This window comes from Mumia sp. ZJ430 (genome assembly GCF_011751845.1).
GTDB lineage: Bacteria > Actinomycetota > Actinomycetes > Propionibacteriales > Nocardioidaceae > Mumia.
In genome coordinates, this window is the sequence record NZ_JAAHFK010000003.1 from 263584 (window position 1) to 281938 (window position 18355).

Below are 18355 nucleotides of genomic sequence, written 5' to 3' on the forward strand. Positions count from 1 at the left end.
CCCCATCGAACAACACGCCCATCGGCGCGTCAGCACGCCTGAGGCAGGGCGTCGAGGATCCGACCCTGGATGTCGTCGACCTCGCCGATCCCATCGACCTTCACGAGCAGCCCGCGGTCGGCGTAGACCGCGAGCAGGGGCGTGGTCCGCTCGTAGACCTCCTGGCGGTGACGGATGACCTCTTCGGTGTCGTCGGTACGCCCTGAGGTCTCGGCACGCTTCAGCAGCCGCGCGATGAGCTCCTCACGGTCCACCACCAGCTCCACGACGGCATCGAGCTGCTCGCCGAGGTCGTCGAGGATCCCGTCGAAGGTGTCCACCTGGTCGACGGTGCGCGGATAGCCGTCGAGCAGGAACCCTCGACGGGCGTCCTCCTGGCTCAGACGGTCGCGAACCATCGCGTTGGTGATCTCGTCCGGGACGTACTCACCCTTGTCCATGTAGCTCTTCGCCAGCACACCGAGCTCGGTCCCCTGCGAGACGTTGGCACGGAAGATGTCTCCGGTGGAGATGTGCGGGATGCCGAGCTTCTCGGCGAGCAGAGTCGCCTGGGTGCCCTTGCCAGCACCCGGGGGACCCATGAACAGGAGTCGCGTCACTTGAGGAACCCTTCGTAGTTGCGCTGCTGCAGCTGGCTCTCAATCTGCTTCACCGTGTCGAGGCCGACGCCCACGATGATGAGGAGCGTCGTACCGCCGAACGGGAAGTTCTGATTGGCGTCGACCAGCATGAAGGCCAGCAGCGGGATGAGCGCCACCAGACCGAGGTACAGCGAACCGGGGAAGGTGATGCGCGAGAGCACGTATCCGAGGTACTGCTCCGTCGGACGCCCCGCGCGGATGCCGGGGATGAAGCCGCCGTACTTCTTCATGTTGTCGGCGACCTCCTTCGGGTTGAACGTGATCGACACGTAGAAGTACGTGAAGAAGACGATCAGCAGGAAGAAGGTGAGCATGTAGACAGGGTGGTCGCCCTGGACGAAGTTCTCGTTGATCCAGTTGGCCCAGCCCTTGCCCTGGTTGAACTGCGCGGCGAGCGCAGGCAGGTAGAGGAGGCTGGAGGCGAAGATGACCGGGATGACGCCGGCCTGGTTGACCTTCAACGGGATGTAGGTCGAGGAGCCGCCGAACATCTTGCGGCCCACCATGCGGCGGGCGTACTGCACCGGGATACGGCGCTGCGCCTGCTCGATGAAGATGACGGCCGCGACGACCGCGAGGCCGACGCCGACGACGATGGCGAAGACGCCCCAGCCCTTCTGCTCCTTGATGAGCCACATGGTGCCGGGGAACGTGGCAACGATCTGCGTGAAGATCAGCAGCGACATGCCGTTGCCGACGCCGCGGTCGGTGATGAGCTCGCCGAACCACATGATCATCGCGGTGCCGGCCACCATCGTCAGGACGATGAGCAGGAAGAGGGCGACGGAGTCGGTGTCGTGCAGGAGGTCACGCTGGCACTGGTTGCCGAAGAGGGCACCCGAGCGTGCCATCGCCACGATGCCGGCGCCCTGGAGGACAGCGAGGCCGAGCGTCAGGTAGCGGGTGTACTGCGTGATCTTCGTCTGACCCGCCTGGCCCTCCTTCTTGAGGGCCTCCAGGCGTGGGATCACGACGGTGAGCAGCTGGAGGATGATGCTCGCGGTGATGTACGGCATGATGCCGAGCGCGAAGATCGTCAGCTGGAGCAGTGCACCGCCGGAGAAGACGTTGAGAAGGTTGAACAGACTGTTCGCGTTCTCACCGGATGTCGCGGCGTTGAGGCAGAACTGGACGTTCTCCACGTTGACGCCGGGGGCCGGAAGCATGGAGCCCATCCGGAACAGCACGAGGATGAACAAGACGAACAAGATCTTCTTACGTAGATCAGGCGTCTTGAACGCGTTGGCGAAGGCGCTGAGCACCGGGTCCTCCTATGGACAGCGGCGACGGTGTCCCGTGCGTGTGTGCGGTATGGGGTGAAGCGAAACATGGCGACTCTAACAGCCACCTGGGAAGCAGCTGTCAGAGACCGCCATGTCTCATGTCGAAGAGAGGTCAGAGCTCGGTGGTCGAGCCGCCGACCGCTTCGATTTTGCTCTTGGCAGAGGCCGAGAACTTGTTCGCGGTCACCTGGACCGCGACCGAGATCTCGCCGTTCCCCAGCACCTTGACGGGCTGGCCCTTGCGGACCGCACCCTTCGCGACCAGTGCGGCCACGTCGACGGTGCCACCTTCAGGGAAGAGCTCGCCGAGGCGGGTCAGGTTCACGACCTGGTACTCCACCTTGAACGGGCTCTTGAAGCCGCCGAGCTTCGGGAGGCGCATGTGGATCGGGACCTGGCCGCCCTCGAAGCCGACCGGCACCTGGTAGCGGGCACTCGTGCCCTTGGTGCCGCGGCCCGCGGTCTTGCCCTTGCTTCCCTCACCACGACCCACACGGGTCTTGGCGGTCTTCGCACCCGGTGCGGGGCGGAGGTGATGCAGCTTGAGCGTCATGTCAGTTCCTCCCCTCAGTCCACAGTCTTGACGTCGACGAGATGAGGAACCGTCGCGATCATCCCGCGGATCTCGGGACGGTCCTCCTTGACGACGACGTCGCCGATGCGCTTGAGACCGAGCGTGCGCAGGGTCTCTCGCTGGTTCTGCTTGCGCCCGATGGCCGAGCGCACCTGGGTCACCTGCAGCTTGGCCATCACGCACCCGCCTGAGCCGGAGCCTGCGTAGGCTCCTTGCTGGACTTGAGCAGCGCAGCCGGCGTGACGTGCTCGACCGGCAGCCCGCGGCGGTCTGCCACGTCCTGGGGCGACTCGAGCTCCCGCAGCGCCTGGATGGTTGCGTGCACGATGTTGATCGCGTTGGACGAGCCGAGCGACTTGCTCAGCACGTCGTGGATGCCGGCGGCCTCGAGCACGGCGCGAACCGGGCCACCCGCGATCACACCGGTACCAGGTGCGGCCGGGCGCAGCATGACCACGCCGGCGGCCTTCTCACCCTGCACCGGGTGCGGGATGGTGCCCTGGATGCGCGGCACGCGGAAGAAGGACTTCTTCGCCTCCTCGACACCCTTTTGGATGGCGGTCGGCACCTCCTTGGCCTTGCCGTAACCGACGCCGACCATGCCGTCGCCGTCACCGACGACGACCAGGGCCGTGAAGCTGAACCGACGTCCGCCCTTGACGACCTTGGCCACGCGGTTGATGCCGACGACCTTCTCGATGTATGCGGTCTTGTCCGCCGAGTCGCGACCGCGACCCCGACGGTCCCCGCCGCCACTGCGGCGCTGGGCTCCGCTCATTCGACTGTCCTCTTCTCTCGTCTGGCCTAGAAGGCCAGGCCGCCCTCGCGGGCGCCCTCGGCCAGGGCGGCAACGCGCCCCTGGTACTTGTTCCCTGCGCGGTCGAACACGACGGACTCGACCCCGGCGACCTTCGCGCGATCGGCGATCAGCTCACCGACGCGACGGGCCTTGGCGGTCTTGTCACCGTCGAGCGTGCGCAGATCGACCTCCATCGACGATGCCGATGCAAGCGTACGACCCTCGAGGTCGTTGACGACCTGAGCGACGATGTGACGGCTCGACCGCGTGATCACCAGGCGGGGACGTTCCTGCGTCCCGGAGACCCGCTTGCGGCCACGGACCTGGCGGCGACGACGCCCCGCGATACGCGCAGCCTCGTGCTTGCGGTGCTTGAGAGCGATAGCCATTACTTACCAGCCTTCCCGGCCTTGCGGCGAACCTGCTCGCCGGCGTAACGCACGCCCTTGCCCTTGTACGGCTCGGGCTTGCGCAGCTTGCGGATGTTGGCCGCAACCTCGCCGACCTGCTGCTTGTCGATGCCCGCCACGGTGAGCTTTGTCGGCGACTCGACCGTGAAGGTCACGCCCTCCGGAGCCTCGAACGGCACCGGGTGGCTGAAGCCGAGGCTGAGCTCGATCGCGGCCGGGCCCTTCGCCAGGACGCGGTAGCCGACGCCCACCAGCTCGAGCTTCTTCTCGTAGCCCTGCGTCACACCGATCACCATGTTGTTGATCAGCGTGCGCGTCAGGCCGTGGAGCGAGCGGTTCTGACGCTCGTCGTTCGGACGCTCGACCGAGATCGCGCCGTCCTCACCCTTGTTAGCGGTGATCGGTGCGGCCACGGTGTGCGACAACGAGCCCTTGGGACCCTTGACCGTGACGACCTGGCCGTCGATCGCGATGTCGACACCGGAAGGAACCGTCACCGGCTGCTTGCCAATACGTGACATGTGTTTTCTCCTCCCGTCACCAGACGTACGCGAGGACTTCGCCGCCCACGCGCTTGTACTTGGCCTGCTTGTCGGTGAGGAGGCCCTGGCTCGTGGAGATAATCGCCACGCCCAGGCCTCCGAGCACCTTCGGCAGGTTGTTCGACTTCGCGTACACGCGCAGGCCCGGCTTGCTGATGCGGCGGATGCCGGCGATCGCACGCTCGCGGTGCTGGCCGTACTTGAGGGTGACGGTGAGCGTCTTGCCCACCTCGCCCTCGGCCGGCTCTGCCACGGTGTAGCCCGTGATGTAGCCCTCTTGCTTCAGGATGTCCGCGACGCCGGCCTTGAGCTTGCTGTAGGGCATGCTCACCTCGTCGTGGAACGCCTGGTTGCCGTTGCGGACACGCGTCAGCATGTCCGCGATCGGATCAGTCATCGTCATGAGTGTGTTTCCACTTTCCTGCCACGGTTTCCGTACCTACGGTCCGGACCTGCGGCGTTCAGGGTCGAGTCGGGATTACCAGGAGCTCTTCGTGACGCCCGGGAGCTCACCGCGGTGAGCCATGGTCCGCAGGCAGATCCGGCACAGGCCGAACTTGCGGTAGACGGACTTCGGACGGCCACAGCGCTGGCAGCGGGTATAGGCGCGCACGGCGTACTTCGGCTTGCGCGCAGCCTTCACCTTGAGCGAGGTCTTCGCCATTGTCAGTTCTCCTTGAAGGGGAAGCCGAGCTTGGTGAGGAGCGCGCGCCCCTCCTCGTCGTTGGTCGCCGTGGTGACGATGGTGATGTCCATGCCACGCGTACGGTCGATCTTGTCCTGATCGATCTCGTGGAACATGACCTGCTCCGTGAGACCGAACGTGTAGTTGCCGCGCCCGTCGAACTGCTTCGGCGAGAGCCCGCGGAAGTCGCGGATACGCGGGAGGGCGATCGTCAGCAGACGGTCGAGGAACTCCCACATACGGTCGCCGCGCAGCGTCACGTGCGCACCGATCGGCATGCCCTCGCGCAGCTTGAACTGCGCGATCGACTTGCGCGCCCGGGTGACCTGAGGCTTCTGACCGGTGATCGCGGCCAGATCGCGGATCGCGCCCTCGATGAGCTTCGAGTCGCGAGCTGCCTCGCCGACGCCCATGTTGACGACGATCTTGGTCATGCCCGGGACCTGCATGACGTTCTCGAACGAGAACTCCTCACGCAGCGCCGGGAGGATCTCCTCGCGGTAACGCGTCTTGACGCGCGGCATGACCTTCTCTGCGGTCTCGGCGGTCATCAGATCTCCTCTCCGGTGCGCTTGGCGACGCGCACGCTGCGCTGCGCCGTGTAGGTCGAGCCGTCGGCACGCTTCTTGGTGACGTCGTCACGACGGAAGCCGACGCGGGTGGGGACCTTCTCGCCGTCGACCTCCACCAGGAGCGCCACGTTCGAGACGTGGATCGGAGCCTCCTTGGTGATGATCGAGCTGGTCGTGCCCGGCTGCAGCGCCTTCTGATGGCGCTTGATCCGGTTCACGCCCTCGACGATGACGCGCTCGGTCTCGGGGTTCACCGCGATGACCTTGCCCTCGACGCCGCGGTCCTTGCCGGACAGCACGCGGACGTGGTCACCCTTCTTGATGTTCAGGCTCTTCTTAACAGTCATCACAGCACCTCCGGGGCGAGCGAGATGATGCGCATGAACCGCTTGTCGCGCAGCTCACGGCCCACGGGGCCGAAGATGCGCGTGCCACGGGGCTCACCATCATTCTTCAAGATGACTGCGGCGTTCTCGTCGAACCGGATGTAGGAGCCGTCCGGACGACGGCGCTCCTTCGCGGTGCGGACGACGACGGCCTTGACGACGTCGCCCTTCTTGACGTTCCCGCCCGGGATCGCGTCCTTGACGGTGGCGACGATGGTGTCGCCGATCCCTGCGTATCGACGACCGGAACCGCCGAGCACGCGGATGCAGAGGATCTCCTTTGCACCGGTGTTGTCGGCGACCTTGAGTCGCGACTCCTGCTGGATCATCGGTTCTCTCCTGTTGTCTCGCCGGTTCTCACGGGGTCTCCGTGAGCCTGACGGAACGAGTGGTTACTTGGCCTTCTCGAGGATCTCGACGAGGCGCCAGCGCTTGGTCGAGGACAGCGGACGGGTCTCCGCAATCAGCACGCGATCTCCGATGCCGGCCTCGTTGGCCTCGTCGTGCGCCTTGAGCTTGCTCGTACGGCGCAAAACCTTGCCGTACAGAGCGTGCTTGACGCGGTCCTCGACGCTCACGACGACGGTCTTGTCCATCTTGTCGCTGACGACGAGGCCCTCGCGCACCTTGCGGCGGTTACGCTCGCCGGTGGTGTTGTTGGTGCTCATGCCTCTTCACTTTCGATGATGCCGAGCTCGCGCTCACGGACGACGGTGTAGATGCGCGCGATATCCTTGCGCACCGTACGCAGCCGCGCGTTGTTCTCGAGCTGGCCGGTCGCGGCCTGGAAGCGAAGGTTGAACAGCTCTTCCTTGGCCTCACGCAGCTTGTCGGCCAAGTCCTCCGCGCTCAGCGAGCGGAGGTCGGCGGCGGTGGTGACGTTCGCCATCAGAGTTCACCTGCCTCGCGGGTCACGATCTTGCACTTCATCGGGAGCTTGTGGATCGCACGCCGCAGCGCCTCACGCGCCACCGGCTCCGAGACGCCCGAGAGCTCGAACATCACTCGGCCGGGCTTCACGTTGGCGATCCACCACTCCGGCGAACCCTTGCCGGAACCCATGCGGGTCTCGGCAGGCTTCTTGGTCAGCGGACGGTCGGGGTAGATGTTGATCCACACCTTGCCGCCACGCTTGATGTGACGGGTCATCGCGATACGCGCGGACTCGATCTGGCGGTTGGTCACATAGTGACCCTCGACCGCCTGGATGCCGAAGTCACCGAACGCCAGCGACGTACCGCCCTTGGCGGCACCACGACGCTTGGGGTGGTGCTGCTTGCGGTGCTTGACCCTACGCGGGATCAGCATGGTTCAGCTCTCCGTTCCGTTCGCTGCGTCCGCCGGGGCGGCAGCAGCCTCACTGCTGGCGGGAGCCGGCTCAGCGGCCTGCTCCTGCTGACGTGCGGGACGCTCTCCGCGCTGCCCGTCACGCGCCGGACGGCGAGCGCCGCCACGGCTCGGACGCTGACGCCCACCGGGGGCGGCGGCGCGGGCGGCGGCCTGAGCCTCGCGCTCGGCACGGGTGCCGGCGACCTCGCCCTTGTAGATCCAGACCTTCACACCGATGCGGCCGAAGGTTGTCCTGGCCTCGTAGAAGCCGTAGTCGACGTCGGCGCGCAGCGTGTGCAGCGGCACACGACCCTCGCGGTAGAACTCCGAGCGCGACATCTCCGCACCGCCGAGACGGCCGGAGCACTGGATGCGAACACCCTTGGCGCCCGCGCGCATCGTCGTCTGCAGTGCCTTGCGCATCGCGCGGCGGAACTGCACGCGGCCGGCGAGCTGCTCGGCGACGCCCTGGGCCACCAGCTGCGCATCGAGCTCGGGGTTCTTGACCTCGAGGATGTTGAGCTGGATCTGCTTGCCCGTCAGCTTCTCGAGATCGCCACGGATGCGGTCGGCCTCGGCGCCACGGCGACCGATGACGATGCCCGGACGCGCGGTGTGGATGTCCACACGGACGCGGTCGCGGGTGCGCTCGATCTCGACGCGGCTGATGCCGGCGCGATCCATGCCCTTGGTGAGCAGGCGACGGATCTTGATGTCCTCACCGACATAGCTCTTGTAGAGCTTGTCGGCGTACCAGCGGCTCTTGTGATCGGTGGAGATCCCGAGACGGAAGCCGTGCGGGTTGATCTTCTGTCCCACTAGCGGTTCCCACCCTTCTTGTTGGCCTTACGTGTACGACTCTGCGCCACCGCGTCACGCGGCTGCACGACGACGGTGATGTGGCTGGTGCGCTTGAGGATGCGGTTGGCCGCACCACGCGCACGCGGACGCCAGCGCTTCATCGTCGGGCCCTCGTCGACACGTGCGGCCGAGATGATCAGCGTCGAACGGTCGAGACCTTCAGTGGTCTCGGCGTTGGCGACGGCGCTCGCCACCAGCTTGTAGACGTTGGTCGCTGCGGCCTGCGGCGCGAACTGCAGCAGTGCCAGCGCCTCATCCACGTCGAGGCCGCGGACCAGGTCGACGACCCGGCGTGCCTTCTGCGGCGTGACGCGGACGAAGCGTGCGACCGCGAAAGTACCGGGCTCGTCGCCGAGCAGGCTCTCGCGTCGGGCGCTGAGGCCCTTACGCTCCAATGTGCTCATCTGAACTCTTCCCTTGGTTGTCGCCCGCGTCAGCGGCGGCGGCTCTTTCGGTCGTCCTTGACGTGTCCGCGGAAGGTGCGTGTCGGTGCGAACTCGCCCAGCTTGTGGCCGACCATCGCATCGGTGACGAACACCGGCACGTGCTTACGCCCGTCGTGAACGGCGATGGTGTGACCGATGAAGGACGGGAGGATCATCGAGCGGCGCGACCACGTCTTGATGACGGTGTGCGTGTCGGCCTCGTTCTGAGTCTCGACCTTCTTCATCAGGTGGTCGTCGACGAACGGCCCCTTCTTCAAACTGCGTGGCATGTCAGGCTCTTCCTCAGCGCTTTCCGGACTTGCGGCGACGGACGATCAGCTTGTCGCTGGCCTTCTTCTTGCGGGTGCGGCCCTCGGGCTGGCCCCACGGCGACACCGGGTGACGTCCACCCGAGGTCTTGCCCTCGCCACCACCGTGCGGGTGGTCGATCGGGTTCATCGCCACACCGCGGACGGTCGGGCGCTTGCCCTTCCAGCGGTTGCGGCCTGCCTTGCCCCAGTTGATGTTGGACTGCTCGGCATTGCCGACCTCTCCAACGCTGGCGCGGCAGCGGACGTCGACGTAGCGCATCTCGCCCGAGGGCAGACGCAGCTGCGCGCGGTTGCCCTCACGAGCGACCAGCTGGACCTTGGCGCCGGCCGAGCGGCCCATCTTGGCACCGCCACCGGGACGGAGCTCGATCGCGTGGATCGTGGTGCCGACGGGGATGTTGCGCAGCGGCAGGTTGTTGCCGGGCTTGATGTCGGCGCCGGGACCGGCCTCGACGGTCATGCCCTGCTTCAGACCCTCCGGCGCGATGATGTAGCGCTTCTCGCCGTCCGCGTAGTGCAGCAGCGCGATGCGCGCCGTCCGGTTGGGGTCGTACTCGATGTGCGCGACCTTCGCCGGCACGCCGTCCTTGTCGTACCGCTTGAAGTCGATGATGCGGTACGCGCGCTTGTGACCGCCGCCCTGGTGACGGGTGGTGATCCGGCCCTGGTTGTTGCGACCGCCCTTCTTGGGCAGCGGACGCGTCAGGGACTTCTCAGGGGTCGTTCGCGTGATCTCGCTGAAGTCGGCCACCGAGGAGCCACGACGGCCCGGGGTGGTCGGCTTGTACTTACGAATTGCCATGCGTACTCAGTCCTCGTTCGTTCAGGCGCCCGGCGCAGCGAAGATGTCGATGCTCTGGCCCGGGGCGACGCTCACGATGGCGCGCTTGACGTCGGCACGCTTGCCGGTGCCGAAGCGCGTACGGCGCGTCTTGCCCTTGCGGTTCTGGGTGTTCACCGCGGTGACCGTGACACCGAAAACCTTCTCGACGGCGATCTTGATCTCGGTCTTGTTGGCGTCGGGCCGGACGATGAACGTGTACTTGTTCTCGTCGAGGAGCCCGTAGCTCTTCTCGCTCACGACCGGCGCGATCAGGACGTCGCGCGGGTCCTTCTGCAGCGTGCTCACTTGTCACCGTCCTTGGCGGTAGCGGCCTCGCTCAGCTTGATCGTCTCGGCGTCGCCGCTGGAGCGCAGCGCCACGAAGGCGTCGAACGCGGCCTTGGTGAAGACCACGTCGTCGCTGAGCAGGACGTCGTACGTGTTGAGCTGAGCCAGCTCGATCAGGTGCGTGCCCGCCACGTTGCGCAGGCTCTTGACCGTGACCTGGTCGGTGCGCTCGACGACGACCAGCGTGCGCGGACGCCCGGTGATCTCGCGGAGCGTGGCCAGCGCCGTCTTCGTCGACGGCGCGTCGCCGGTGACGAGAGACTCGACCACGTGGAGGCGGCCGTTGCGGACCCGGTCGGAGAGGGCGCCACGCAGAGCGGCGGCCTTCATCTTCTTGGGGGTGCGCTGGTCGTAGCTGCGCGGCGTCGGGCCGTGCACCACGCCACCACCGGTGAACTGAGGTGCGCGGATCGAGCCCTGACGAGCGCGGCCGGTGCCCTTCTGGCGGTACGGCTTGCGGCCGCCGCCGGCAACCTCGGCGCGAGTCTTGGTGTCGTGGGTGCCCTGGCGCGCGGCAGCGAGCTGGGCGACGACGACCTGGTGGATCAGCGGGATGTTGACCTGGGCGTCGAAGACGTCCTTCGGCAGGTCGACGTCGATGAGGTTCGCGGTCACTTGACGGCTCCCTTCTTGGCGCCGGTGCGGATCATCACGATGCCGCCCTTGGGGCCGGGAACCGCACCCTTGATAAGGATGATGCCCTTGTCGGCATCGACGGCGTGGACCGTGAGGCTCTGCGCGGTCACGCGGTCGGTGCCCATGTGGCCGGCCATGCGCAGGCCCTTGAACACACGGCCCGGCGTGGCGCAGCCGCCGATCGAACCCGGCTTGCGGTGGTTGCGGTGTGCGCCGTGCGAGGCGCCGACGCCGGAGAAGCCGTGACGCTTCATGACACCGGCGAAGCCCTTGCCCTTGCTCGTACCGGTGACGTCGACGAAGTCGCCGGCAGCGAAGATCTCCGGGCTGACAGCCTGGCCGATCTCGTAGTCGGCGATGGCCTCGGTGCGGATCTCGGCGAGGTGACGACGCGGGGTGACGTTGGCCTTGCCGAAGTGTCCGGTCTGGGGCTTGTTCACCTTGCGCGGGTCGATCTCGCCGAAGCCGATCTGGACGGCCGTGTAGCCGTCGGTCTCCTGTGTGCGGATCTGCGTCACGACGTTGGTGTCGGCAGCGATCACGGTCACGGGGACCACGCGGTTGTTCTCGTCCCACGTCTGGGTCATGCCGAGCTTGCGCCCGAGCAGCCCGACGGGTGCCTTCTGGTTGCTCATCCGATCGTCCCTCAGAGCTTGATCTCGATGTCCACGCCGGCGGGGAGGTCGAGACGCATCAGCGAGTCGACGGTCTTCGGCGTGGGGTCGATGATGTCGATGAGGCGCTTGTGGGTGCGCATCTCGAAGTGTTCGCGGCTGTCCTTGTACTTGTGCGGCGAACGAATGACGCAGTAGACGTTCTTTTCCGTCGGCAGAGGCACCGGGCCAGCGACCGTGGCACCCGTACGCGTGACGGTGTCGACGATCTTGCGCGCCGAGGTGTCAATCACCTCGTGGTCATAGGCCTTGAGCCTGATGCGGATCTTCTGTCCCGCCATGCTCTCGCTTCGTCCTTCTCTTCGTACTGCCTCGGTCTCTCCACCTCGGGCTCGAGGAAGAGCGGTCGCTCCCCTCCGACCCCCGAGGTCGGGCGTGTCGCGGGCACAAAGCGCGCGAGTCCGTCACACCTCTGGAGTTGGATGGTTGGGCCTCGGGCCGCCGCCCACCCGTGAAGGGTGTGCCTGCTCTTCCCAAAACCAGGCGCGACCACCGCTCTCCACACGGGAGAACAGCCGGACGCGCCGGAGCAACTTCCCAAGTCTGACAGACCGGACCCCGCAATGCCAAATCGGGGTGCGAGACCTGCCTCACCTGGTTGCTGCCAGATTACCTGCCGCCTTCAAGATGGCCCAGCGGCTGAACGGACGGAAACGTCATGATCTCCCCATTCCGGACTCGCGAGGGGCAGTCTGGGGATACCGCCCGCACGCACGGAGGGAGCCACGATGAGCGAGACCTCGACCGACGCGCACCTCGCGTACCTCGAGCGCGCCGTGCGTCTCGCAGGCGACAACGTGGCGGCGGGCGGCGGTCCGTTCGCTGCCCTCGTCGTGGCGGAAGGGACCCTGGTGAGTCTCGGCGTCAACCAGGTGACGTCGACCCACGACCCGACCGCGCACGCCGAGATCGTCGCGATCCGCAGAGCGTGCGCGGAGCTCGCGACGTTCTCGCTGCGAGGCGCCGTCCTCTACTGCTCGTGCGAGCCGTGTCCGATGTGCCTCGCGGCGTCGATGTGGGCACGGGTGGCCGCGGTCTACTACGCCGCCGATCGTCACGACGCCGAGCGCGCCGGCTTCGACGACAGCGCGCTCTACGCGCTCCTCTCCTCTCCCCGGGAGTCCTGGCCGCAGCCGGTGAGGTCCCTGCGTACGCCGCACGCGTCAGCACCGTTCGACGCGTGGCTGGCCCACGGCGCCCGCGTCGACTATTGAGGAGCTGTCATGGACCTCGTCGACGTCGACGCCTGGATCCCCCTGACGGACGCCTCCGCGCTCGCGCGCTGGCGCCCCGGCGACGCCTACGTGGCGGGCGGAACGTCTCTCTTCTCCGAGCCCCAGCCCGGTGTACGACGACTCCTCGACCTGACGGCGCTCGACTGGCCGCCCCTCGTCCTCCACGACGACGCCCTCGAGATCGGCGCGACCTGCACGCTGGGGACGCTCGCCGCGGCAGCCGGTGACCCCGCTCCCCTGCTGCGGCTGGGCGGGATCCACGCCCGTCCAGCGGTCACCTTCCCCGGTCCGTGGACCTTCGGGCCGCTGGTGCGCTCCGCGGTCGACGCGCTCGTGGCGTCGTTCAAGGTCTGGCACGACGCCACCGTCGGAGGCAACGTGTGCCTAGCACTGCCCGCGGGCGCGATGACGTCGGTGCTCAGCGCGCTCGGGACGACCGTCCTGCTCTGGAGCCCCGACGGCACGACGCGGACCACGAGCGTCGACGCCCTCGTGACCGGCGTCGGGACGACCTCGCTGGCGCCGGGTGAGGTCGTGCGGGCGTTCCACATACCCGCAGGGGCGCTGGTCGCCCCGACAGCCTTCCTTCGCGCATCGCTGTCGGCCCGCGGGCGGTCGGCGGCCGTCGTCGTCGCGCGACGCACCGACGACGGTGCGGTGGTCTCGGTGACCGGCGCCACCGCCAGACCGTACGTGCTCGCGTTCGACCTCGCCCCGACGCGGGCGGGCTGGCACGAGGCGCTGGAGCAGGCGATCCCTGAGGACGCGTGGCTCGGCGACGTCCACGGCGCTACCGACTGGCGCCGCCAGCAGACGCACGCGCTCGGCGCCGAGGCGCTCCGTACGATCGAGGCGCTGCGATGACGACACTCGTCAACGGGGTCGCCGTCGAGGCAGCGCCTCGCCCGGGCCAGTGCCTGCGGACGTACCTTCGCGAGCAGGGTCACACGGACGTCAAGAAGGGGTGCGACTCCGGCGACTGTGGGGCGTGCAGCGTGCTGCTCGACCGGGCTCCGGTGCACTCCTGCCTGGTCCCGGCGGTGCGGGCGGATGGCCACGAGGTCATCACGGCCGCCGGCCTGTCGCCCGGCGACGAGACCGGGGGCACCGCCCGCCGGTTCCTCAAGGCCCAGGGGTTCCAGTGCGGCTTCTGCACCGCGGGGATGGTCGTCACGGCGTCGTGCCTCGGCCCCGACGAGGGCGACGACGTGGACCGCCTCCTCAAGGGCAACCTCTGCCGCTGCACCGGCTACCGCTCCGTGCGCGACGCACTGGCAGGCGCGACGAACGTCGAGCTCGAGCCGACGCGCAACCCGGTGGGGCGCAGCGTCGGCTCACCCGCCGGGCCCGCCGTCGTGCGGGGTCGCCAGCCGTTCACGCTGGACGAGACGCTGAGCGGCACACTGCACGGCGCCGTCGTCCGATCGCCGTACGCCCACGCCCGCATCGTCCGGGTCGACACCTCGCGGGCCCTCGCCGATCCCGACGTCGTCGCCGTCCTCACCCACGCCGACGTCCCCGACAGCCTGTTCTCGACCGGTCGTCACCACCTGCGCGACGACGACCCCCGTGACACCCGGGTGCTGGACACGGTCGTCCGCTTTGTCGGCCAGCGGGTCGCCCTCGTCGTCGCGACGACACCGCACGCCGCGCAACGTGCACGCGACCTCGTTGCCGTCTCGTACGAGGAGCTCCCCGCCGTCGTCGACCCGGAGCGTGCCCGCAGCCCGGGCGCTCCCCTGCTCCATGCCGACAAGGGGCCGGAGTCGGGCATTGCCGACCCCGCCCGCAACGTCGTCGCGGCGATCGCCGCCGAGTCCGGATCGGTCGAGGAGGGTCTCGCCGCCGCGGCGCATGCCTACGAGGCGACGTTCACGACCGCCCGCGTCCAGGCGACCCACCTCGAGACGCACGGCGCGGTGGGATGGCTCGCAGACGACGGCGTGCTCGTGGTCCGGACCAGCAGCCAGGTGCCGTTCCTCGTCCGCGACGAGCTCGCGGCCCTGCTCGGGCTGCCGCGTGAGCGGATCGAGGTGGTCACGAACCGGGTCGGTGGCGGGTTCGGCGCCAAGCAGGAGATGCTCGTCGAAGATCTGGTGGCACTAGCGGTCCTGCGGACCGGGCGCGCCGTCCAGCTCGAGCTGAGCCGTACCGAGCAGCTCACCGCCACCACCGTCCGGCACCCGATGCGGATCCACGTCCGCGCCGGCGTGGACGTCGACGGACTCCTCACCGCTCTCGACGTCGACGTCCTCTCGGACACCGGCGCGTACGGCAACCACGGCCCCGGCGTGCTGTTCCACGGCTGCAACGAGTCGGTCGCGGCCTACCGGTGCCCGCACAAGAGGGTACGCGGCGAGGTGGTCTACACGAACGCGGTGCCGTCGGGCGCGTTCCGCGGGTACGGGCTGGGCCAGCTGATCTTCGCGATCGAGCAGGTCCTCGACGAGCTGGCGCGGATGTCCGGCATCGACCCGTACGAGCTGCGCGCTCGCAACGTGGTCGTCCCGGGCGACCCGATGGTCTCGTGGTCCAGCGAGCACGACGACGTCCAGTACGGCAGCCACGGCGCGCGCGAGTGCCTCGCCCTCGCCCGGGAGGCGGTCGCACGCGACCTCGCTTCCACCCCCACCGGCCCGCAGTGGCGCACCGGCCGCGGGATGGCGATGGCGATGATCGACACCATCCCGCCGCGCGGTCACCACGCGTCAGCGCAGGTCCGCCTCCTCGCTGACGGGACGTACGAGGCGTCGGTCGGCTCCGCGGAGTTCGGCAACGGCACGTCCACCGCGCACGTCCAGCTCGTCGCGCAGGCGCTCGGGACGACGAGCGATCGGATCCGACTCGTCTCTGGCGGCACCCGCACGGTCGCGCACGACACCGGCGCGTTCGGGTCGACCGGGATCGTGGTCGCGGGGAGGGCGCTGACCTCGGCGGCCGACGATCTCCTCGCGCAGGTGCGTGCCGCGCGTGCGGAGGGACGACCGACGGTCGGCCTCGTCGGATCGGCGACGGCAGGCGGATCCCCGCGCTCGATCGCGTTCAACGTCCAGGCGTTCGCGCTGGCGGTCGACGTCGAGACCGGAGAGGTACGGATCCTCCGTTCGGTCCACGCCGCCGACGCAGGTGTCGTCGTCAACCCCGAGCAGTGTCGTGGACAGATCGAGGGCGGCGTCGCCCAGGGCATAGGGACGGCACTCTTCGAAGAGGTCGTCGTCGACGAGGGCGGGGTCGTACAGACACCGGTCCTGCGGACCTACCACGTCCCTCAGATCGTGGACGTGCCCACGACTGAGGTGCTGTTCGCGTCGACCTCGGACGCGCTCGGCCCGTACGGAGCGAAGTCGATGAGCGAGTCTCCGTACAACCCCGTCGCCGCGGCCCTCGCGAACGCCGTCCGCGACGCGATCGGCGTACGGATCACCGACCTGCCGCTGTCCCGCGACCGTGTCTGGCGTGCCGCGGGCGGACGCTGACCGTCCCGTCGGTGCGTACTGGGGATCGTCACCGGTGGGTGTGCTGCTCGGTCTCCGCGTGCGCGGCCGGCTCGAGCTGGAACGTCGAATGCTCGACGTCGAAATGGTCGGACAGGCAGCTGCGCAGGCGGTCCAGCACGCTGTGGCCCGCATCGGTGCCGAGCACGTCGTCGTCGACCACGACGTGGGCCGACATCACAGGCATGCCGGACGTGATCGTCCAGACGTGAAGGTCGTGCACGTCGACGACACCCGGCACCTCCGTCATGTGGGTCCGCAGCTCCTCGAGATCCAGCCCACGAGGCGTCGACTCCAGGAGGACGTCCACGACATCGCGCAGGAGCCCGAACGCACGCGGCAGGATGAGCGCGGCGATGACGACGGACGCCACCGGGTCGGCGTCGTACCAGCCGGTCACCGCGATCACGCCCGCGGCGACGATCACCGCGACCGAGCCGAACGCATCGCCGAGCACCTCGAGGTAGGCACCCTTGACGTTGAGGCTCTCCTTCGCCCCGGCCCGCAGCACCAGCAGGCCGACCACGTTGGCAGCCAGGCCGAGAACGCCAGCGCCGAGCATGAAGGGTGAGTCGATGTGAGGCGCGTCGCCGAGGCGACCGATCGCCGACACCACGATCCATACGCACAGCACGAGCAAGACCAGGCCGTTCGCGCCTGCGGCGAGGATCTCGGTGCGGTGGTTGCCGAACGTGCGTCGTGGGCTGCCTGCCCGCTGGGCGACCGTGACCGCGATGAGCGCCATGACGAGCCCGAACGTGTCGCTCAGCATGTGTCCGGCATCGGCGAGCAGAGCAAGGCTCCCGGTCAGCACCGCGACGACGACCTCGACGAGCAGGACCAGGACGGTCAGGCCGAGGACGAAGGCCAGCCGCGGCCGCTGCCGAGCCGACGGCGTCCCGTGCGCATGGTCGTGTCCCACGCCCTCACGATACGTCGCCGGCACCCTTCTTCGCCGTGACCAACGCCCCATTCGTCCAGGGGAAGTCGGCCACGGGGCGTACGACGAGGGCCCCGCCCTGCTTGTCAGCAGGACGGGGCCCTCGTGCAGAGATCGAACCCGGGTCAGACCCGGGACCGGATCACTTGTTGATCTTGGTGACGCGACCAGCGCCGACCGTACGACCACCCTCGCGAATCGCGAAACGAAGACCCTCGTCCATCGCGATCGGCTGGATCAGCTGAACCGACATCTCGGTGTTGTCGCCCGGCATGACCATCTCGGTGCCCTCAGGCAGCGTGACGACGCCGGTGACGTCCGTGGTGCGGAAGTAGAACTGCGGGCGGTAGTTGTTGAAGAACGGCGTGTGACGGCCGCCCTCCTCCTTCGACAGGATGTAGACCTGGCCCTCGAACTCCGTGTGGGGAGTCGTCGTGCCCGGTGCGATCACGACCATGCCGCGCTCGACGTCCTCGCGCTTCGTGCCACGAAGCAGGAGGCCGACGTTCTCGCCTGCCTGGCCCTCGTCGAGGAGCTTGCGGAACATCTCGATGCCGGTGACGGTCGAGGTCTGCTTCTCCGGACGGATGCCGACGATGTCGACGGTGTCGTTGAGCTTGACGATGCCGCGCTCGATACGACCCGTGATGACGGTGCCGCGACCGGTGATCGTGAAGACATCCTCGACCGGCATGAGGAACGGCTTGTCCGTCTCACGCGGGGGCTCGGGGATGTACTCGTCGACAGCGTTCATCAGCTCGAGGATCGACTCGCCCCACTTGGCGTCGCCGTTGAGCGCCGGGAAGGCGGCCACGCGGACGACCGGGACGTTGTCGCCGTCGAACTCCTGATCGTTGAGGAGCTCACGGACCTCGAGCTCGACGAGCTCGATGAGCTCCTCGTCGTCGACCATGTCGCACTTGTTGAGCGCGACGACCATGGCCGGCACGCCGACCTGGCGCGCGAGCAGCACGTGCTCGCGGGTCTGCGGCATCGGGCCGTCGGTGGCGGCGACCACGAGGATCGCGCCGTCCATCTGAGCCGCACCCGTGATCATGTTCTTCACGTAGTCGGCGTGCCCCGGGCAATCGACGTGCGCGTAGTGACGGTTCTCGGTCTGGTACTCAACGTGAGAGATCGAGATCGTGATACCGCGCTGGCGCTCCTCAGGAGCCTTGTCGATCTGATCGAAGGCCGAAGCCTCGTTCAGGTCGGGGTACTTGTCATGCAGCACCTTGGTAATCGCCGCGGTCAGCGTCGTCTTACCGTGGTCGATGTGACCGATGGTGCCGATGTTCATGTGCGGCTTAGTCCGCTCGAACTTCGCCTTAGCCACTGGGGCTCCTCCTCGATTGAATGATGCTTTG

General features: G+C 67.8%; 28 protein-coding genes. 3 read left to right on the top strand and 25 right to left on the bottom strand.

Translation table 11 applies throughout. From position 1 onward, the window contains the following. Positions 1–29: 29 nt before the first annotated feature. The 23 genes from HCT63_RS13435 to rpsJ form a co-directional block, all read right to left on the bottom strand. Positions 30–599, bottom strand: a complete 570-nt coding sequence (locus HCT63_RS13435; RefSeq protein ID WP_255490667.1) for an adenylate kinase — start codon at positions 597–599, stop codon at positions 30–32. Next, entirely contained in the window at positions 596–1903 is a 1308-nt protein-coding gene (secY, locus tag HCT63_RS13440) for a preprotein translocase subunit SecY (RefSeq protein ID WP_167005651.1), read from the bottom strand. The genes HCT63_RS13435 and secY overlap by 4 nt, the downstream gene beginning before the upstream one ends. Before the next feature lie 133 nt (positions 1904–2036). Further along, complete coding sequence (gene rplO / locus HCT63_RS13445; protein WP_167005654.1) at positions 2037–2477, bottom strand: 50S ribosomal protein L15; 441 nt, start codon at positions 2475–2477, stop codon at positions 2037–2039. Between the two features lie 14 nt (positions 2478–2491). Further along, positions 2492–2674 carry a 50S ribosomal protein L30 gene (rpmD, locus tag HCT63_RS13450; protein WP_167005657.1) on the bottom strand — a complete coding sequence of 61 codons (183 nt, stop codon included), beginning with the start codon at positions 2672–2674 and terminating at the stop codon, positions 2492–2494. Continuing rightward, a complete protein-coding gene (gene rpsE, locus HCT63_RS13455; RefSeq protein WP_167005660.1) occupies positions 2674–3276 on the bottom strand; it encodes a 30S ribosomal protein S5 in 603 nt (200 codons plus the stop codon). The genes rpmD and rpsE overlap by 1 nt, the downstream gene beginning before the upstream one ends. 26 nt (positions 3277–3302) lie before the next feature. Next, positions 3303–3686, bottom strand: coding sequence for a 50S ribosomal protein L18 (gene rplR, locus HCT63_RS13460; protein WP_167005663.1), 384 nt, complete (start codon positions 3684–3686; stop codon positions 3303–3305). After that, positions 3686–4228 (bottom strand): 50S ribosomal protein L6, encoded by a 543-nt coding sequence (rplF, locus tag HCT63_RS13465; RefSeq protein ID WP_167005666.1) that lies wholly within the window; start codon positions 4226–4228, stop codon positions 3686–3688. Before rplF ends, rplR begins: the two co-directional genes overlap by 1 nt. A 16-nt stretch (positions 4229–4244) precedes the next feature. Then, complete coding sequence (gene rpsH, locus HCT63_RS13470; protein ID WP_167005669.1) at positions 4245–4652, bottom strand: 30S ribosomal protein S8; 408 nt, start codon at positions 4650–4652, stop codon at positions 4245–4247. 75 nt (positions 4653–4727) lie between these two features. Continuing rightward, positions 4728–4913, bottom strand: coding sequence for a type Z 30S ribosomal protein S14 (locus tag HCT63_RS13475; RefSeq protein ID WP_139087798.1), 186 nt, complete (start codon positions 4911–4913; stop codon positions 4728–4730). Positions 4914–4915: 2 nt separating this feature from the next. Then, positions 4916–5485: a 50S ribosomal protein L5 gene (gene rplE / locus HCT63_RS13480; protein WP_167005672.1), complete on the bottom strand. Its 570-nt coding sequence runs from the start codon at positions 5483–5485 to the stop codon at positions 4916–4918. After that, on the bottom strand, positions 5485–5853 hold the full coding sequence (gene rplX, locus HCT63_RS13485; protein WP_208322436.1) for a 50S ribosomal protein L24: 369 nt from the start codon (positions 5851–5853) through the stop codon (positions 5485–5487). The genes rplE and rplX overlap by 1 nt, the downstream gene beginning before the upstream one ends. Beyond that, a complete protein-coding gene (gene rplN / locus HCT63_RS13490) occupies positions 5853–6221 on the bottom strand; it encodes a 50S ribosomal protein L14 (protein WP_139087795.1) in 369 nt (122 codons plus the stop codon). Before rplN ends, rplX begins: the two co-directional genes overlap by 1 nt. 63 nt (positions 6222–6284) lie before the next feature. Then, the gene (rpsQ, locus tag HCT63_RS13495) at positions 6285–6560 is read right to left on the bottom strand and encodes a 30S ribosomal protein S17 (RefSeq protein ID WP_167005675.1); all 276 of its coding nucleotides are present in this window, start codon (positions 6558–6560) and stop codon (positions 6285–6287) included. After that, a complete protein-coding gene (gene rpmC, locus HCT63_RS13500) occupies positions 6557–6781 on the bottom strand; it encodes a 50S ribosomal protein L29 (protein ID WP_139087793.1) in 225 nt (74 codons plus the stop codon). The genes rpsQ and rpmC overlap by 4 nt, the downstream gene beginning before the upstream one ends. Beyond that, positions 6781–7200 carry a 50S ribosomal protein L16 gene (rplP, locus tag HCT63_RS13505; RefSeq protein WP_167005679.1) on the bottom strand — a complete coding sequence of 140 codons (420 nt, stop codon included), beginning with the start codon at positions 7198–7200 and terminating at the stop codon, positions 6781–6783. The genes rpmC and rplP overlap by 1 nt, the downstream gene beginning before the upstream one ends. A 3-nt stretch (positions 7201–7203) precedes the next feature. Further along, positions 7204–8040, bottom strand: coding sequence for a 30S ribosomal protein S3 (gene rpsC, locus HCT63_RS13510; protein WP_167005682.1), 837 nt, complete (start codon positions 8038–8040; stop codon positions 7204–7206). Next, the gene (gene rplV, locus HCT63_RS13515) at positions 8040–8486 is read right to left on the bottom strand and encodes a 50S ribosomal protein L22 (protein ID WP_167005685.1); all 447 of its coding nucleotides are present in this window, start codon (positions 8484–8486) and stop codon (positions 8040–8042) included. Before rplV ends, rpsC begins: the two co-directional genes overlap by 1 nt. Positions 8487–8515: 29 nt before the next feature. Further along, the gene (gene rpsS / locus HCT63_RS13520; RefSeq protein ID WP_167005689.1) at positions 8516–8797 is read right to left on the bottom strand and encodes a 30S ribosomal protein S19; all 282 of its coding nucleotides are present in this window, start codon (positions 8795–8797) and stop codon (positions 8516–8518) included. Positions 8798–8810: 13 nt separating this feature from the next. Then, complete coding sequence (rplB, locus tag HCT63_RS13525; RefSeq protein ID WP_167005692.1) at positions 8811–9641, bottom strand: 50S ribosomal protein L2; 831 nt, start codon at positions 9639–9641, stop codon at positions 8811–8813. A gap of 21 nt (positions 9642–9662) precedes the next feature. Next, positions 9663–9968 (bottom strand): 50S ribosomal protein L23, encoded by a 306-nt coding sequence (gene rplW, locus HCT63_RS13530; protein ID WP_139087787.1) that lies wholly within the window; start codon positions 9966–9968, stop codon positions 9663–9665. Beyond that, complete coding sequence (rplD, locus tag HCT63_RS13535) at positions 9965–10624, bottom strand: 50S ribosomal protein L4 (RefSeq protein ID WP_167005693.1); 660 nt, start codon at positions 10622–10624, stop codon at positions 9965–9967. The genes rplW and rplD overlap by 4 nt, the downstream gene beginning before the upstream one ends. Then, entirely contained in the window at positions 10621–11280 is a 660-nt protein-coding gene (gene rplC / locus HCT63_RS13540; RefSeq protein ID WP_167005695.1) for a 50S ribosomal protein L3, read from the bottom strand. The genes rplD and rplC overlap by 4 nt, the downstream gene beginning before the upstream one ends. Before the next feature lie 11 nt (positions 11281–11291). Further along, entirely contained in the window at positions 11292–11600 is a 309-nt protein-coding gene (gene rpsJ, locus HCT63_RS13545; protein ID WP_039345402.1) for a 30S ribosomal protein S10, read from the bottom strand. A gap of 447 nt (positions 11601–12047) precedes the next feature. On the opposite strand from rpsJ, the gene HCT63_RS13550 reads away from it, so the two are divergent. From HCT63_RS13550 to HCT63_RS13560, 3 genes are read left to right on the top strand one after another with little or no spacing between them, the layout of a single operon-like run. After that, positions 12048–12533, top strand: a complete 486-nt coding sequence (locus tag HCT63_RS13550; protein WP_167005697.1) for a nucleoside deaminase — start codon at positions 12048–12050, stop codon at positions 12531–12533. A gap of 9 nt (positions 12534–12542) precedes the next feature. After that, positions 12543–13418, top strand: coding sequence for an FAD binding domain-containing protein (locus HCT63_RS13555; protein WP_167005699.1), 876 nt, complete (start codon positions 12543–12545; stop codon positions 13416–13418). Next, positions 13415–16030, top strand: a complete 2616-nt coding sequence (locus HCT63_RS13560; protein ID WP_167005702.1) for a molybdopterin cofactor-binding domain-containing protein — start codon at positions 13415–13417, stop codon at positions 16028–16030. The genes HCT63_RS13555 and HCT63_RS13560 overlap by 4 nt, the downstream gene beginning before the upstream one ends. Positions 16031–16058: 28 nt before the next feature. On the opposite strand, the gene HCT63_RS13565 is transcribed toward HCT63_RS13560, so the two are convergent. Together HCT63_RS13565 and tuf are read right to left on the bottom strand one after the other, a co-directional pair. Next, positions 16059–16970 carry a cation diffusion facilitator family transporter gene (locus tag HCT63_RS13565; RefSeq protein WP_167005705.1) on the bottom strand — a complete coding sequence of 304 codons (912 nt, stop codon included), beginning with the start codon at positions 16968–16970 and terminating at the stop codon, positions 16059–16061. Between the two features lie 160 nt (positions 16971–17130). Then, positions 17131–18324 (bottom strand): elongation factor Tu, encoded by a 1194-nt coding sequence (gene tuf, locus HCT63_RS13570; protein WP_167005708.1) that lies wholly within the window; start codon positions 18322–18324, stop codon positions 17131–17133. Between the last annotated feature and the right edge of the window lie 31 nt (positions 18325–18355).